We start from the raw sequence: 15623 nt of genomic DNA, 5'->3' as shown, positions 1-15623 counted from the left end.
ACTCTAAGGGCGCTTTTTCGTTACTATTGAATGGTAATAGTACGTTCAACCGTTTCACCATTAATTTCTAAGCTCAGTTTTACTACATCGCCAGTTTGAAGAGGTGTACTAAGCTCGGCCAAATACGCGTACTTAATGGTGGTCTGTAACGATGAATAAATTCCGACTAAGTTCTGCCCATCGACAATTTTGTAATAAGTACCGCCCGTCTGATCAGCAACTTCTTTAAGATCCGTCTCATTGGCGTTTGCACCTACCGCAACAGCATGTACCGGAATAGAGTTAGCGACAGCAGTGTCAATCAAACCATCTCGGTCGCTGAAATAGCTATTTCCGTCTGTCATCACAAATATACGTTTAATAGCATTATTGCGATTTTGTAGTGCGGTTAGAGAATCTTCAATAGCCCCTTCAAGCTCAGTGCCGCCACCCCAGCGATAATATCCATTGGTTTTGTGAACAATGTCCGTTCGAGCATCGTGTTTTGCATCAACCTGACTTCCAATCCACATATGTGATTCTGGGTTATAGAAATCAACAGCAAAATGCAGTTTTTCTTTTTCAGTGACAAAACTTTCATTGGAATAATCAAACGTTACACTATTCGCATTAACATCCGTCAACGCATAATTGGCCAATAATGTGTTGTCAATTAGCTCTACCCTGCCATCAAAAGCCATTACGCCAACTTCATCAGCTGCACTTTTTTCTGAGACAAATTGATGAGCAGCTAGAGCTGTTAAGCGGTGTAAGGTGTACGTATTACCATCCGCATCAGTCACATAGTCATTGTTCTCATCCAACACCTTACTATACATCGAACCACTTGCATCCAAGGCAATCACATTACTACTCGCAACACCAAGTTGATCAGAAGTATTCAAAGCAGAGATAGCCAAAGGTTGATCATTTACGCTGACAGTAAATGCTGATTTGGTCAACTGTATAACGGCATTGTTAGTTACCGTATCGGTCACTGAGAACATTAGCTCGTCACCACTGGCTTTTTGAATGGCGCTAATAACATAGGTTGCAGTAGTAGGAATGGTAGAGGCAATTACATCTGTATCTTTACTATCACCCGTTTGTTTGAAGTTTTGCGCGTGAGCTTTGAGCTCTTTGAAACCATCTAAATTAGCGCTAATCACAGAGTCTTCACTAATGTTCTCATCTTTAGATATCTGCAATGTAAATACACCGCAAGCATCACTGGTTGTCGTCTCACCCAATTGATTACCATCGGCATCCTCCATTGCGACGGTCGCTTTAGCCATCGGTTTATATCCATCAGGGACATTCGGACATGAAACACTGTAAGAAACGAAAGTATCGTGCGCTAACGCTCTTGCACTTCTCGCTTGTACCCCATCAGGTATCACCAAAGAGCCAGAATAAGTAGAGACCTGCTCCGGAGCCCCCGCATTTTCATTGACTGGATTATCGTCGCTACTACCGCCTCCACCACACGCAGTCATAAACAAAGCTGATGATAAAATAACTATTGTTTTCCTAAGCACCTTATTTCTCCTTTTGTATGCCAACAGTTAATAACCAAGCAACATTTTATAAAAATAAGTTCATATACCTAGGCAAAGATGAACCACTTTTAAGACAGCCGTGTTGTTTCATGTTTTTCAAATAATTTATGCGCGATTACAAATTACTCAATTAATTAGCAAATTATTCGCAGACTCTTAAAGTATTAGCGGTAGTAAAACTCAGTAAAATAGTCCCTTCGCTATATTTGATGCCGAAATATAAATTTTGTTTACTTTTGTTCAGATTAACGGTTGTACCTCGTTAGGTTGGAAGGTATAAATAGCCTATACCCACTTCGACTTACACGGATGATCAAAATGTTTGAAAAAGTAGTAGCTGCACCGGCAGATCCTATCCTCGGCCTTACTGAAGAGTTTAAAAAAGATGCTCGTGCAGAAAAAATCAACCTTGGTGTTGGTATTTACAAAAACGAGCAAGGTGAAACACCTGTTCTTGCCACTGTTAAAAAAGCAGAAGCTGCTCTAATAGAGACAGAAAAAACCAAATCTTACTTAACTATTGAAGGTACTGCTGAGTACGGTCTAGCTGTGCAAAAACTACTATTTGGCGCAGATTCATCGATTGTTGCGAACAAATCAGCAAAAACAGCACAAGCGCCAGGTGGTACAGGTGCACTTCGTGTTGCAGGTGAGTTCATTAAACGTCAGCTAAACGGCGCTAAAATTTGGATCAGTAACCCAACTTGGGCAAACCACAATGGCGTATTTACGGCGGCTGGTATTGAAACTGCTCAATACAGCTACTACAACGCTGAAACCAAAGCAAAAGATTTTGCCGCTATGGTTGCTGACCTAGAAAAAGCAGCAGAAGGCGATATCGTTCTCCTGCACGGCTGCTGTCACAACCCAACGGGTATTGACCCTACTGCGGAAGAATGGGAAGTTCTAGCGAAGTTGGTTGCTGAGAAAAAACTACTTCCTCTATTCGACTTTGCGTATCAAGGTTTCGCAAAAGGCGTTGAAGAAGATGCAGCTGGTCTGCGTATCTTTGCTCAGTACAATAAAGAAATTCTTGTTGCTAGCTCATTCTCTAAAAACTTTGGCCTTTACAACGAGCGTGTTGGTGCATTTACACTGGTTGCTGAATCTGAAGAAGTCGCTACAACAGCGTTCTCACAAGTTAAAGCAATCATCCGTTCTATCTACTCAAATCCACCAGCGCACGGCAGTGCTGTTGTAACGCACATTCTGAATAACCCAGAGCTTCGTGCAGAGTGGGAACAAGAAGTAAAAGAGATGCGCGATCGCATTCAAGACATGCGTGAGCTTTTCGTTACGACACTAAAAGAGCAAGGCGTGAATGCTGACTTCAGCTTCATCGAACGTCAAAATGGTATGTTCTCTTTCTCTGGCCTAACTAAAGAACAAGTAAACCGCCTAAAAGATGAATTTGCTATCTACATCGTAGGTTCTGGACGTATCAGCGTTGCTGGCATGACCAAATCAAACATGCTGCCACTGTGTAAAGGCATCGCAGCAGTTCTATAGCACCGAAACTATACAAATCAAAAGAGCCAGCATTGCGCTGGCTCTTTTTGTATAAAAATATCAATAATAAAACTTCATACCGACACCACCTTCATTGGCTGTGTTTCTCTCTTTTTCTCTGTGCTTATAAAAAGCCCCAAAAGTGATACGCGGAGTAATATAGTAATCGCCTCTAAAGGTATAGACCTCTTCATCGATTACATCACTGCGTCTGAATTCCGCCATCGCCTCTAAGTGCCAATTGAACGTTAACTGATAGCGTAACCCAACCAATCCACCCCACATCAATCGACTATCTTTAGTTATGGTTTTATCGGTTTCGTTATTCGTTTGGTTTGCCCACACGAGACCTGTTTTCGCACCTGTCACAAAATCTAAGCCTTGATGGACGTTGAAACGATAAAACACGCCTGGCAACAAGGTATAAATCTCTGTCGTTGTCTCTTCAGGATGAATGAACCGAGCTTCATAATCTAAGCTAGCAAATAAATTACGACGAATTTGATAATTACCACCCACGCCAAATGCAGATACATCACTGTTGACGCCGATATTTTCATTAAGGGAGCCTGCACTCAGATCTGCGTAAACTTGTTTGTAGTTAAAGCCCTTATCAAGCGCATTACTTTGCGCTAGCACCGGAAACGACAAAGCGATCAAAACCGGAGATAACAGCCCAATCTTTCTTGAATCCATTCTCACCTCACCTTTCCTTAGTTGAACACGATAAGAAATGAAATGTCGTGCAACACCTATAATATAGCGTTAGTTTAAGGACTTATGTGAGTTACAAGGAAAGATTAAAAAATTAGTTACTAGATGTTGAGCGAAGAAAAAGAAAAGGCCTCGATTGAGGCCTTATAGAGTTATCATAAATTCGTCTTGTTGCAATCGCGAAATCGTCGCATGCGAGCGGTGACTCACTCGTTCTAACTGTTCATTATCGAGTTCATAAGGCATCACTAGTTTGATTTCTTCTATGCCTTCGCTCTTTGCCAGTTGAACTAACGTCACGATGTTAACAACGTCACTTCGACTCGCCGACAATGACTTCATAGCTTGCTCCCACAAGCGGTCTTCTACTGATACAGTATCTTTAATCGTATTCTTCCACGCTAAGCTAAAAATCGGCGCGAAAGTACTCATCGCCTCTAAGAAAGTCCATCTCTTAGAACAAGATGCTCCGAGAAAAGAGGTATAGTCAAACACCACACTTGTCTTGCCCTGATGCTCCATATCATCCCCCGTAATAACGGCAACACAGTATTCTAAATATCCACGAAACCTCTTCATATAGCAATAGGATATAAGACAATGGTCTTTTATACCCCCTCTCCGTTTGAAAAAGCTATATAAAAACCAGACTTGTAACAACATGTGTTCAATAAAAATACATACGAATTCGGTTGCTTAATATTTTGGCCACCAAATAATTTCATCCCTATCTTACGTCAACAATACGACTCGCTTTCTTGTATTGAATTCTCCACCCCGTCCACTTAGGTAGCTCCCAGCGTTTTGGGTCTCCTTTGCGTAAACCATCGCGATAAACTACGTAAATAAGCTTCTTAGCAACTTGGTACTCAACCGTGAGCTGCAGATCCCCTAACGCTAACTCAAATGGATAAGTCTCGCTAAAGTCGTCGTATTCCCAATATGGAATGCCTTCAAATGCAAAGTCATCTTCACAGAACATCTCTAACTCTGAGGGTTCAGTCAGTTCCAACATCTCTAGTTGCTCGCTAAACCAAGAGTCAAAGTTTAACTCTTGTGGCTGTTTCTGATTCTCATCTAAACCCAGAGCGACATAGAGCTTCCAATGTTCTATTTGATTGCTTCGTTTTTTAGCAAAACCAGGGAAATAGTTGCCACTCTTTACTGCTTCTAGCAAAGGCTTAACCGCAAACTCACCACTCGCGGGTTCCAATCGACTCGCTACTCGTCGACCTGCGTAATACAGTTCCATCTGTAGCATTGGCAGACCATCGCTCTCAACGACTGCTCCTTGTTGCCATTCACCTAACACTAACCTCTCAATCAACTTTAAGTCCGCTGGCATGGTAAAAGTTGCAAGGTTTAGTGTTTGCTTAACGCCTCGCCCCGGCAAACTGTGTGTATCCAACACTAACGCCGCTTGCGTGTGATTTTTCATTCTCGAATTACGCCCAAGAACAACTTCTAACTTCCCATTCGCCAGAGCGTCTTGGCGTTTCTCACGACGAACAAAAAGAAGCTCGGGATGTAAACTTGCAATTGCCTCTACTAATGCTTGATGCTCATATCGTGACGCTACGCTAAGTTGCGGCAACTCGAAGACTTCTCTCATCTGTATCGCCAAGCCGCGCGCTTCTTTTAAGACATCGGGTTCAATCGTTACGCCGGGTAATACTTCTCCACGAACCACTTGAATTGCTAACTGCCCATCACACCCCAAAGGTTCTTCCTGCGCTAATTTCTCTATTTGCTCTTCATTCGAAGACAAGCGATATACATTCGCCGGAGTCGCAATAACAGCGGTCAGATCAACCATGGCTTCTTTGAGAGCTTTCGTTGGCATGCGTGTCACCAAATCAGCATAGAGCGCATCTATAGGTAATGGATAAATTCGTTGACCATGCTCTGTCGCTAAACCATTAGCATCAATCGCATCCATCGTTTTTAAGATAGCATGGGCTTGTTGCACCGACTTTTCAGGTAACTCTTCAAGAAAAGTAAGTTTCGTCAAAGCCACGCCACAACTTGCCGACGCTAACATAGCTTCCGTTAAGGATTCACGATGCAGTTCCGGTGGCGTAACTTCCGCTAAGGCAGCATGTTCGCCATAGAGCCGAATACAAATGCCATCCATTACGCGCCCTGCACGACCACTTCGCTGTTTCGCGCTCGCTTTCGAGATGTGCTTTAAACTTAAAGTTGTTCGACCGTTTCGTTGCTCTGTTCGGCGTTCTAAGCCCGAATCAATCACGGCAACAATGTTGGGAATCGTGAGTGAGGTTTCTGCAACATTGGTCGCCAGAACCACTTTTTGCTGAGCTTGGACATTAAGAGCAATGTTGCGCTGTTCGTCAGTCACAGAAGCATGCAAAGGCGCGATGATCACATCATCTAATGAAGCTAGCGCAGATTGACACTGACTGATCTCTTTTCGACCAGGAAGAAACACCAAGATATCGCCTTCCATATCCAATAGCGCTTCTACTTCCGCTTTTATACGCTGCTCTAGATAGCGACTATCTGGCAACTGACGCGAATCTTTTGCTCGATGGGCTATTGCTACATCAAACGTACGCCCACTGGCATATAAACGCTGCGCTCCGGCATACCTAGCCAACTTTTCACCTTCAATCGTTGCTGAGGTAATCACTAAACGATGTTGTTGAGTTTGCTTGAGCAACGCCACTAAGAGATCCGTATCCCAGCGGCGTTCATGAAATTCGTCAATGATGATGGTACTAAAATCTTTTAACCGTGTTTCAGAGTACCAGCGTAGAGCAACACCTGGCGTCACAAAAACTACCTCACTACTTTCATCACAACGATTCTCCAGCTTTATGGCATATCCGATCGACTCACCCACTTGCTGTTGTTTTTGCTCAGCGAGATATTGAGCAAGAGAAGTACACGCAATTCGTCTAGGTTCCACTACCAACACTCGTCCTGACTCCGCCGCCCACAATGGTAAGCAAGTCGATTTTCCCGATCCAGTTTCCGCTTCCACCACCAAATGATGGAGCTGTAATTGGTCGATAAATGAAGTTTTAATGGAGTTAATTGGTAGGTTGTTCATCGTTTGTATATAGTTAGCCATGAAGCAAGAAAGTATATCTTGAAACCTGCCTTGTTTGCAGGAATATCAGTTTACAACACGACAACGAATCCCTATCATTTTCAGGTTCCTAGTTCCAAAGGTCTATTGGCCCTACACCCTACTATAGGCAAGTGATGAATAACGATAAACGCCCTCTATATATCCCTTACGCAGGCCCAGCACTGCTTAGTACGCCGTTACTAAACAAAGGCAGCGGTTTTACTGCGCAAGAGCGAAAGTCTTTCAATCTTGAAGGTTTACTACCGGAAAATACCGAAACCATTCAAGAGCAAGTAGAGCGTGCATACCAACAGTATTGCAATTTCGAAAGCGATATGGACAAGCACATCTACCTGCGCAACATCCAAGATACCAACGAGACCCTTTTCTACCGACTGGTTCAAAACCACATTTCAGCCATGATGCCTATTATCTACACCCCTACTGTAGGCGCTGCTTGTGAGAACTTCTCGAACATCTACCGTCGTGGCCGTGGTCTTTTTGTCTCTTACGCAAACCGTGACCGTATTGACGACATTTTAAACAATGCATCCAACCACAACGTAAAAGTTATCGTTGTGACAGATGGTGAACGTATCTTAGGCCTTGGTGACCAAGGTATCGGTGGTATGGGCATTCCTATCGGTAAGCTTGCTCTGTATACCGCATGTGGTGGTATCAGCCCAGCTTACACACTGCCAATCGTATTGGATGTCGGTACCAACAACCCACAACGTCTCGCGGACCCAATGTACATGGGTTGGCGTCACCCTCGCATTACAGGCGCTGAGTATGACGCATTTGTTGAAGAGTTCATGCAAGCTGTTCAACGCCGTTGGCCTGATGCTCTCATTCAGTTTGAGGATTTCGCACAGAAAAACGCGATGCCTCTACTTGAGCGCTACAAAGATCGTGTTTGTTGTTTCAATGATGATATCCAAGGTACAGCTGCAGTAACGGTTGGCTCTCTACTTGCTGCATGTAAAGCAGCAGGCAGCCAACTTTCAGAGCAACGCGTCACTTTCTTAGGTGCAGGCTCTGCAGGTTGTGGTATCGCTGAAGCGATCATTGCGCAAATGGTTTCGGAAGGTATTTCTGATGCGCAAGCTCGCTCGCAAGTCTTCATGGTTGACCGCTGGGGTCTACTACAAGAAGGCATGCCAAATCTATTGGACTTCCAGCAACGTCTTGTTCAGAAACACAAAGACACTGCTGACTGGGAATCAGAGAGCAACGGTTACTCACTGCTTGACGTAATGCGCAATGCAAAACCTACCGTTCTTGTCGGTGTATCGGGTGCGCCTGGTTTATTCAGCGAAGATGTCATCAAAGAGATGCACAAACACTGTGCTCGCCCGATTGTCTTCCCTCTGTCGAACCCAACAAGCCGTGTGGAAGCAACACCGAACGATATTATTCGTTGGACAAACGGTGAAGCACTAGTGGCAACAGGTAGCCCATTTGACCCTGTCGTTCATGATGGTAAAACCTACCCAATCGCTCAGTGTAATAACAGCTACATTTTCCCTGGTATTGGTTTAGGCGTTTTGGCAGTTCAAGCAAAACGTGTGACTGATGAAATGTTGATGGAGTCAAGCCGCGCGCTGGCAACATGTTCTCCACTCGCAATCAATGGTCAAGGTGCACTTCTACCACCACTAGAAGCTATTCACTCAGTATCGAAGAAGATTGCTTTCGCTGTTGGCAAAAAAGCGATCGAGCAAGGTGTCGCGCTAGAAATCACTGACGAAGCGTTAGAAGAAGCAATCGAAGCAAGCTTCTGGCAACCGGTTTATCGCCGTTACAAGCGCACAGCATTCTAAATCTATTCTCAGCCCCTTTTCATAGGGGCTGTTTTATTTAAGCTTATGTTCAATTATCTCGCACCGGCAGCAAAATACCTGCTTCCCTACCTCAGTGAAATATCAACCGCGCTCATTGCCTGCTTCTTGGTGATGGCTGGTGGAGAAATCAACACTTTGGTTCGACGCCAACTCCGAAACTATAACTTTGTCCTCAGAACCATCGTTTTCATCTTGATTAACGCGTTTGGTTACGGCTTAATCATCGTAAAAGCAACACCTTACCTAGCTCGGACATTAGGCAATCTTGATGCTGGCATCATGGTTTTTGTCATCATTGTCAGTTTTATAGTTATTGGTACATGGGCACAGCGGAACCGACAAATTTAGTGAGACGACTCTTCCATAGAAAAACAGACTCCCAACAATATTTGGCAATATTGCTGAAGGGGTTCAAGTATCTGCTTGTTCTACTTTCCATCTCAGGGATACTGCTGTTTTCTATCGACAGGTGGGTTTCTTATCAAGCACAAAGCCAACTCTTTAATGAACGAATTGAGGTCGAGAAATTCGATGTAGCCGTCGTTCTTGGCACGAGCAAATATCTTGGCAAGATTCTCAATGAGTATTACACCCACCGAATTGATGCGGCCATCGACTTATACAATGAAGGAAAGGTTGATCATTTCTTGCTTAGTGGCGATAACGCACACCGCTCATACAATGAACCATGGACGATGAAAAGAGATCTTCTCAGAGCTGAAATTCCCGAAGAAAAGATCTTTTTGGATTACGCAGGCTTTCGAACTTTAGACTCGATTGTTCGGGCGAAAGAGATCTTTGATACCGATAACTTTTTAATCATTTCTCAAAAGTTTCATTGTGAACGAGCGCTGTTTATTGCTAACTCACACAACATAAATGCTAAGTGCTTTGCTGTGCCTGGGCCTACTCGTCATTCTGGGCTTAAAGTGAGAATCAGGGAGGTTTTCGCTAGAGCCAAAGCAGTGTTAGATGTTTATATCACCGACACTAAGCCTAAATTTCTTGGCCCCAAAGAGCCTATTTTACCGGCTGTAGCTCCAGAAGTGCAGATTGCGACAGACGATAGCCCTCAAGCATCAGCTGCAGAACCCGCACTTCCAATTGCCCCTATTCCTGAGTAGGTAAACGGCTTACTTCCGCGCGATTGCGGCCTAATCGCTTAGCCGCGTACAGCGCTTCATCGGCTCTAGCCAACATTTCATTTGTACGTTCGTGTCCCAAAGAAGCCACGCCAATACTGGTTGTCAGTGGATCGCCATGAACCCAAATACGCGCTTCGACCTTGTGGCGAATATGCTCAGCTAATGCCATTGCTTCCTCTAGATTTCGGCCAGGGCAGAACACCACGAACTCTTCCCCTCCCCAGCGGACAAGTCGCTCACTAGGACTCAAAGACCCAAGAACCACCATGGTAAATTCACGCAAAATATCGTCGCCCATTGAATGCCCATATAAATCATTTATCGATTTAAAATGGTCAATATCAAGATAGAGGACCGAGAGAGACTTTGCGTTGGGATTGTCTTGACCATAGTTATTATCTAACCAATCACGGATTGAATGGCGATTCATCGCTCCCGTCAAAGCATCTCGATTAGCGAGCTCTGCAAAATGTATGTTCTGCTCTTTTAGTTCGCGATTTAGTTTTCGTAGATGATCTTGACGATAATGCGAGTGGAGGATCAGCTGATGACTGCGGCGGATCTCAATGACGCTATAGGTCAGAGCGAGCGTAACCCAGAACACCAGTAACCCTAGCATCAGTTTCTCAGCGGAGATGTAGTGCCCTACAAACTCAACATTTCGAATCGTCATCTTGTATTGGCCAACGCTCGAACTAGAGCCTGTTGCTAGCTCCACCATAGTGATATTCGTAAATTCAGGAGCAGAATGCTCAATGGGAATCTTGTTGTCCGCCAACCACCATGTCATAACTTGCAAGTTGGCAATAGGAATCTCAATCGTTCCATGACCAACACCTGGTGTATATTCTAAGCCACTGTATTTTTGCGTGTATTCATTCTCAGTCTTAGAATAGGCCGGATTAAAGTTTCGAAGATAAAAGCGTAATCTTGGGTCTCGCTCTCCATCAAGAAAATCAAAATCAATATTAAGCCTAATGGTATGAAAATCGCTCAGGTTAACACCTTCAAACACGGCATCAGTCAACCTTATTGAAACGCCGCAATATGGCCACGCATAAGATTCAGACTTATCTAGCGTACATTCAACAATAGCAGTTTCACCATCAAACTGAATATTTGAAGTTGTTGCTCCCCCCTGACTTTGGTCATTGGTATCTTGGTAAAGAAATTGACTAGGCAAAATTTTGTATACAAGGTTGCCACCATGCATCCAATAAAGCTGCATAATCAAAATCGTCACTAAGACTAAAACAAAAATCACTTTATGAATTACTTTCAAACCAAGAATTTCCAAACGAGTTACAGAACGACATTTTGATGATTCTAATACTTTGGTTCCATTTTATCTCGTTTTTATTAGCAATTACTCATGAAAAAATTGATATGCATCCTAAAAACAGCTTGTAAGTTACAGTATTACCCCTGTAGTAACTCAACGTACTGCTCTCAGCTTTTCTCTAAACACGGCGTAGAGTATTGGATCAAGATTTTGCTATACTCGCCGAACAGTTGCTTCAACAAGAAAGCGACGGAATTACGACTATAACTAAGAGCACTGTCATGTCTTTAATTGCGAAAGGTACGCTTAACAAAATGCGTGCTTCATTGGATGGAGATGTCCATTACCGTCTTCCTGTGGGTGATGAACTGGTTGATTTAAAACCTTTCATTGGTCAATCGATCACACTTACGCACACTGGGAATATTTTTTGTAGCTCATGCGGTAAGAAAACTAAAAAGAGTTACTCACAAGGTCACTGCTTCGTTTGTATGAAAAAACTTGCTAGCTGCGACATGTGTATTATGAAACCAGAAACTTGCCATTATGATCAAGGCACATGCCGAGAACCTCAATGGGGCGAAGAAAACTGTATGGTGGACCATTTTGTCTACCTATCTAACACCTCAAGTTTAAAAGTGGGCATCACGCGTCACACTCAGATCCCAACTCGTTGGATTGATCAAGGTGCAACGCAAGGACTTCCAATCTTTAAAGTCAAAACGCGCTACATTTCTGGCTTAATTGAAGTTGAGTTAGCTAAACATATCGCCGATAAGACAAACTGGCGAACTTTGCTTAAAGGTGACGGCGAACCAATGGATCTCGCTAAACGATTTGAAGAACTTTTGCCTTTGGTTGAAGAGAAAATTGCACAAATCAAAGCACAATTTGGTGACGATGCCATTGAAGTCCTAAGCAATGAAATAACACCGATCAGCTACCCAGTGTTGGAGCACCCTGTAAAAATCACATCACATAACTTTGATAAAAACCCTGAAGTAACAGGCACTCTACAGGGTATCAAAGGGCAATACATGATCTTTGACACAGGCGTGATCAATATTCGTAAATTTACTTCTTACGAAGTGGAAGTAAGCGCGTAATGCAAAAAGACCTCCTTTCAGTAGGAGGTCTTTCATCGAAGCAGTCTATTAAGGCTTGATGATGCGTTTTAATTCATCAAACAACAAGTCAACTTCTTCTAACGTATTGTAGTGCATGAAGCCAATTCTAACGACGCCACCTGATTGCTCTATATCAAGCTGGCGAACAAGTCCCAACGCATAAAAATGACCATTCCACACACAAATATTGCGCTCACCCAGCTTTCTGGCGATCTCTTCTGGAGTATGGTTGTCAAAAGTCAACGCGAAAGTTGGGGTTCTTAGTTCACTATCCGCTTCCGTTCTTCCCCATAAAGCAACGCCCTCTAAATCGGCCAAACGTGATAAGAACCTTTCACTAATCGCACTTTCATGTTGATTAAACTGCTTGTATGACTCAACCAATTTCTGACGCAGAGAATCTTGGTCTCTCCCCCACTGCGCAAGATATTTTACCGCAGCAATCACGCCCGCTAATCCTTCAAAACTCTGAGTGCCTGTTTCAAATCGCCCTGGTCCTTCATTCGTTGCTGGCTCGACCTTGTAAGGTTGAAGGGTATGCAACCATTTCGGCGCAATATACGCTATACCGACATGAGGCCCAAAAAACTTGTATGCCGAACAAGCAAGGAAATCACACCCTAACCCCTGCACGTCAACTAAATGGTGAGGCGCGTAGTGAACCGCATCCACATATACCATTGCTCCTACGGCGTGCGCAGCATCAACCACTCGTTTTACATTCACAATGGAACCGGTTGTATTTGATGCATAGGTTAAGGCGACTAACTTGGTGTTTGGGTTGATAAGTGACAAAAGATGCTCAACATCTAAGGTGCAGTCCCGTTCATTTATACGAGCCTGATGAACAAGCGCCCCTTTGTCTTCTGCTGCTTGCTGCCAGCTAGAAACATTAGAGTAATGGTCGAGTGAGGTCACTATAACTTCGTCACCTTGCTGCCAACCACGACTAATTGATCGGCTAAGCTGAAAAGTCAGCGATGTCATATTGGCACCGAACACAATGTTATCGCTCGACTCAGCATTAACCAACGCCGCAGCGTGCTCACGAGCCTGTTTCATAAGCCCTGTTGTTTTTTGACTCGAGAAATAATGACCACCTAGATTCGAATTATAAAATCCAAGGTAGGCGTTCATCGCTTCTAATACAGACTGAGGAACTTGGGAACCACCAGGACCATCAAGGAAAGTCACGGGTAGATCGTTATGAGTCTGCTGGAGCGCAGTGAACTGCGATCGCACTAAATTAGGAGTGAAGTTCATTCACCGCTTCCTTTGCCGTTAATACAAACACATCCATGTGACCAGCCTGGCCATCAATCACAGAACGAATAGGAGTTGCGTTATGCCAAAGCTTATTGTCAGCTAGCATCGCCACTTCACCACTTTGTAAAGTCTTACGGAAAAACGGCGCTTCATTGAAGCTGTTGTAAAGCATGATATCGCCACCTTCAATATTGTGACGCCCCATACCGATCAGAGCGATATGTTTGAAACCATCTTGATGCACACCTTCTGGCGCGACTTGAGTTTCATCATAAATCGCCGAAATGCGTATTTGATGAATTTCAATTTCTTGCCCGTTATTTAGCCCATTTGACTGAGCAAACACTTCACAAATCTCGCGCATACCTTCACTTTCAAGCGTACTTGTCTCAATCGGTTCAAATTGACGCACGACATTACCTTGGAAACGATTTATATCATCTGTCTGCATAAATTCATTTTTATTAAGATCGATAACTTTTCCGTTCTCAAATGCAACGACCGAGTAACGGCGCAAGCGATATTGACCGTCCGCATGCTCAGTGTTAGGTAATTTAGTGAATGAAGGCGCTAACTGAGCAATAGCATTATCACTGAGTTTCGTTAGCTGTAGCGTTGTTTCGCGAGTATGTAGCATCATCATCTCCTTAATGAGGTACATAATTGTCAAATGGTTAACATCTTGTTCACATTTATTGTTTGCGCACTTGTATTGTTAGATCAACTTTTTTTAGTGATTACATCTAACATTAACAATAAAACAACATTTAACACTTCGTTTATAATAATAGACAGTGATTAACGCCAACTTTAACAGCGCACACCTCGAAAAATCAGATTACTTCACTAGCCGTTATCTTATAAATCAATCACTTCAATGAGTTAACCTTAATGACTTGCTCAGATAGCGTCATCGTTTGCGTTCTAAACTATAACCATTTATTACAGTTCATCCTCTTGTGTCGGCCTCAATTAGCCCCATATAATCGTGAGAGATAGTTTTAATAAGCGCCACCGCTATGGAGCACAAATGAGCGACGTCAAACACAGTAAGCTACTTATTCTTGGTTCTGGTCCTGCAGGTTATACCGCAGCTGTTTATGCAGCGCGTGCAAACTTGAATCCGGTACTTGTAACAGGCATGCAGCAAGGCGGTCAGCTAACCACAACAACCGAAGTTGAAAACTGGCCAGGTGATCCGGAAGGTCTTACTGGGTCGGGTTTGATGGACCGCATGAAAGAGCACGCTGAACGTTTCGAAACAGAGATCTTGTTCGATCACATCAATGAGGTCGATTTCAGCCAACGCCCATTTCGCTTAAAAGGTGACAGCGCAGAATACACATGTGATTCTCTTATCATCTCAACGGGCGCCTCTGCAAAGTACTTGGGGCTTGAGTCTGAAGAGGCATTCAAAGGTCGTGGCGTTTCGGCATGTGCAACGTGTGACGGTTTCTTCTATCGTAACCAAAAAGTTGCGGTTGTCGGCGGCGGTAATACAGCGGTCGAAGAGGCTCTTTACCTATCAAACATCGCATCAGAAGTGCACCTAATTCACCGTCGCGATAGCTTCCGAGCAGAGAAGATTCTTGTAAATCGCCTAATGGACAAAGTGGAAAACGGTAACATCATTTTGCACACTGACCGTACACTTGAAGAAGTTGTAGGCGATGATATGGGCGTAACAGGCGTTCGAGTTAAAGACACCAAATCCGATGCGGTAGAACAAATCGATGTAATGGGTGCCTTTATTGCCATCGGCCACCAACCAAATACTGCAATGTTCGAAGGCCAATTGGACATGAAAGATGGTTACATCATCGTGCAATCGGGCCTAGAAGGTAACGCAACTCAAACCAGCATTCCTGGTATTTTTGCTGCTGGCGATGTAATGGATCATAACTACCGCCAGGCGATTACGTCAGCGGGAACGGGTTGTATGGCAGCGCTAGATGCTGAGCGTTTCTTAGATTCTCTTGCTGATGCGAAGTAATTTACAGTAGTAAAATAATATTTTTCATTTTTAGCTCAAATCCTTATAGCCCTGCGGTATTCCCGTGGGGCTTTCTTTTGTATAATGCGCAGCTCGAATTGTAATAATAAT

At 43.7% G+C, this 15623-nt stretch carries 13 protein-coding genes; 6 read left to right on the top strand and 7 right to left on the bottom strand.

The window, feature by feature from the left end:
• Window positions 1-23: 23 nt before the first annotated feature.
• The gene (locus GVO60_RS06650; RefSeq protein WP_159652117.1) at window positions 24-1517 is read right to left on the bottom strand and encodes a vWA domain-containing protein; all 1494 of its coding nucleotides are present in this window, start codon (window positions 1515-1517) and stop codon (window positions 24-26) included.
• 339 nt (window positions 1518-1856) lie between these two features.
• Here GVO60_RS06650 and GVO60_RS06645 point away from each other — a divergent pair, with 339 nt between their 5' ends.
• Window positions 1857-3047, top strand: coding sequence for an amino acid aminotransferase (locus GVO60_RS06645; protein WP_159652115.1), 1191 nt, complete (start codon window positions 1857-1859; stop codon window positions 3045-3047).
• A 60-nt stretch (window positions 3048-3107) separates the two neighbouring features.
• Here the strand turns inward: GVO60_RS06645 and GVO60_RS06640 are convergent, their stop codons facing one another.
• From GVO60_RS06640 to GVO60_RS06630, 3 genes are all read right to left on the bottom strand, one after another.
• The gene (locus GVO60_RS06640; RefSeq protein WP_159652113.1) at window positions 3108-3743 is read right to left on the bottom strand and encodes an outer membrane beta-barrel protein; all 636 of its coding nucleotides are present in this window, start codon (window positions 3741-3743) and stop codon (window positions 3108-3110) included.
• A 162-nt stretch (window positions 3744-3905) separates the two neighbouring features.
• Window positions 3906-4283, bottom strand: a complete 378-nt coding sequence (locus tag GVO60_RS06635) for a transporter (RefSeq protein ID WP_159652454.1) — start codon at window positions 4281-4283, stop codon at window positions 3906-3908.
• 205 nt (window positions 4284-4488) lie between these two features.
• Window positions 4489-6834 carry a DEAD/DEAH box helicase gene (locus GVO60_RS06630; RefSeq protein ID WP_159652452.1) on the bottom strand — a complete coding sequence of 782 codons (2346 nt, stop codon included), beginning with the start codon at window positions 6832-6834 and terminating at the stop codon, window positions 4489-4491.
• 155 nt (window positions 6835-6989) lie between these two features.
• Between GVO60_RS06630 and GVO60_RS06625 the strand changes: the two genes are divergently transcribed.
• From GVO60_RS06625 to GVO60_RS06615, 3 genes are read left to right on the top strand one after another with little or no spacing between them, the layout of a single operon-like run.
• Window positions 6990-8678: an NAD-dependent malic enzyme gene (locus GVO60_RS06625; RefSeq protein ID WP_159652111.1), complete on the top strand. Its 1689-nt coding sequence runs from the start codon at window positions 6990-6992 to the stop codon at window positions 8676-8678.
• A gap of 45 nt (window positions 8679-8723) precedes the next feature.
• Window positions 8724-9047, top strand: coding sequence for a DUF3392 domain-containing protein (locus GVO60_RS06620; protein ID WP_159652109.1), 324 nt, complete (start codon window positions 8724-8726; stop codon window positions 9045-9047).
• A complete protein-coding gene (locus tag GVO60_RS06615) occupies window positions 9020-9823 on the top strand; it encodes a SanA/YdcF family protein (protein ID WP_159652107.1) in 804 nt (267 codons plus the stop codon). Before GVO60_RS06620 ends, GVO60_RS06615 begins: the two co-directional genes overlap by 28 nt.
• Here the strand turns inward: GVO60_RS06615 and GVO60_RS06610 are convergent.
• On the bottom strand, window positions 9810-11126 hold the full coding sequence (locus tag GVO60_RS06610) for a GGDEF domain-containing protein (protein WP_225874902.1): 1317 nt from the start codon (window positions 11124-11126) through the stop codon (window positions 9810-9812). The two genes, GVO60_RS06615 and GVO60_RS06610, sit on opposite strands and share 14 nt — an antisense overlap.
• A 281-nt stretch (window positions 11127-11407) precedes the next feature.
• On the opposite strand from GVO60_RS06610, the gene GVO60_RS06605 reads away from it, so the two are divergent.
• Entirely contained in the window at window positions 11408-12232 is an 825-nt protein-coding gene (locus tag GVO60_RS06605; protein ID WP_159652105.1) for a DUF2797 domain-containing protein, read from the top strand.
• Between the two features lie 48 nt (window positions 12233-12280).
• Here GVO60_RS06605 and GVO60_RS06600 read toward each other — a convergent pair whose 3' ends face one another.
• Both GVO60_RS06600 and GVO60_RS06595 read right to left on the bottom strand, forming a co-directional pair.
• Window positions 12281-13516, bottom strand: coding sequence for a cysteine desulfurase-like protein (locus tag GVO60_RS06600; RefSeq protein ID WP_159652103.1), 1236 nt, complete (start codon window positions 13514-13516; stop codon window positions 12281-12283).
• Entirely contained in the window at window positions 13500-14159 is a 660-nt protein-coding gene (locus tag GVO60_RS06595; protein ID WP_174855875.1) for a 2OG-Fe dioxygenase family protein, read from the bottom strand. The genes GVO60_RS06600 and GVO60_RS06595 overlap by 17 nt, the downstream gene beginning before the upstream one ends.
• A 390-nt stretch (window positions 14160-14549) precedes the next feature.
• On the opposite strand from GVO60_RS06595, the gene trxB reads away from it, so the two are divergent.
• On the top strand, window positions 14550-15512 hold the full coding sequence (trxB, locus tag GVO60_RS06590) for a thioredoxin-disulfide reductase (protein WP_159652099.1): 963 nt from the start codon (window positions 14550-14552) through the stop codon (window positions 15510-15512).
• Window positions 15513-15623 lie beyond the last annotated feature (111 nt).

It is taken from the genome of Vibrio atypicus (assembly GCF_009811315.1).
GTDB lineage: Bacteria > Pseudomonadota > Gammaproteobacteria > Enterobacterales > Vibrionaceae > Vibrio > Vibrio atypicus.
This window is presented reverse-complemented; position numbering and strand designations above follow the sequence as displayed.

Bases quoted from the DNA above. Each gene is read 5' to 3' on its own strand.
- GVO60_RS06645 (WP_159652115.1), top strand. From the start codon at position 1,857: ATGTTTGAAAAAGTAGTAGCTGCACCGGCAGATCCTATCCTCGGCCTT.
- GVO60_RS06640 (WP_159652113.1), bottom strand. From the start codon at position 3,743: ATGGATTCAAGAAAGATTGGGCTGTTATCTCCGGTTTTGATCGCTTTG.
- GVO60_RS06635 (WP_159652454.1), bottom strand. From the start codon at position 4,283: ATGGAGCATCAGGGCAAGACAAGTGTGGTGTTTGACTATACCTCTTTT.
- GVO60_RS06630 (WP_159652452.1), bottom strand. From the start codon at position 6,834: ATGAACAACCTACCAATTAACTCCATTAAAACTTCATTTATCGACCAA.
- GVO60_RS06625 (WP_159652111.1), top strand. From the start codon at position 6,990: ATGAATAACGATAAACGCCCTCTATATATCCCTTACGCAGGCCCAGCA.
- GVO60_RS06620 (WP_159652109.1), top strand. From the start codon at position 8,724: ATGTTCAATTATCTCGCACCGGCAGCAAAATACCTGCTTCCCTACCTC.
- GVO60_RS06615 (WP_159652107.1), top strand. From the start codon at position 9,020: ATGGGCACAGCGGAACCGACAAATTTAGTGAGACGACTCTTCCATAGA.
- GVO60_RS06605 (WP_159652105.1), top strand. From the start codon at position 11,408: ATGTCTTTAATTGCGAAAGGTACGCTTAACAAAATGCGTGCTTCATTG.
- GVO60_RS06600 (WP_159652103.1), bottom strand. From the start codon at position 13,516: ATGAACTTCACTCCTAATTTAGTGCGATCGCAGTTCACTGCGCTCCAG.
- GVO60_RS06595 (WP_174855875.1), bottom strand. From the start codon at position 14,159: ATGATGCTACATACTCGCGAAACAACGCTACAGCTAACGAAACTCAGT.
- trxB (WP_159652099.1), top strand. From the start codon at position 14,550: ATGAGCGACGTCAAACACAGTAAGCTACTTATTCTTGGTTCTGGTCCT.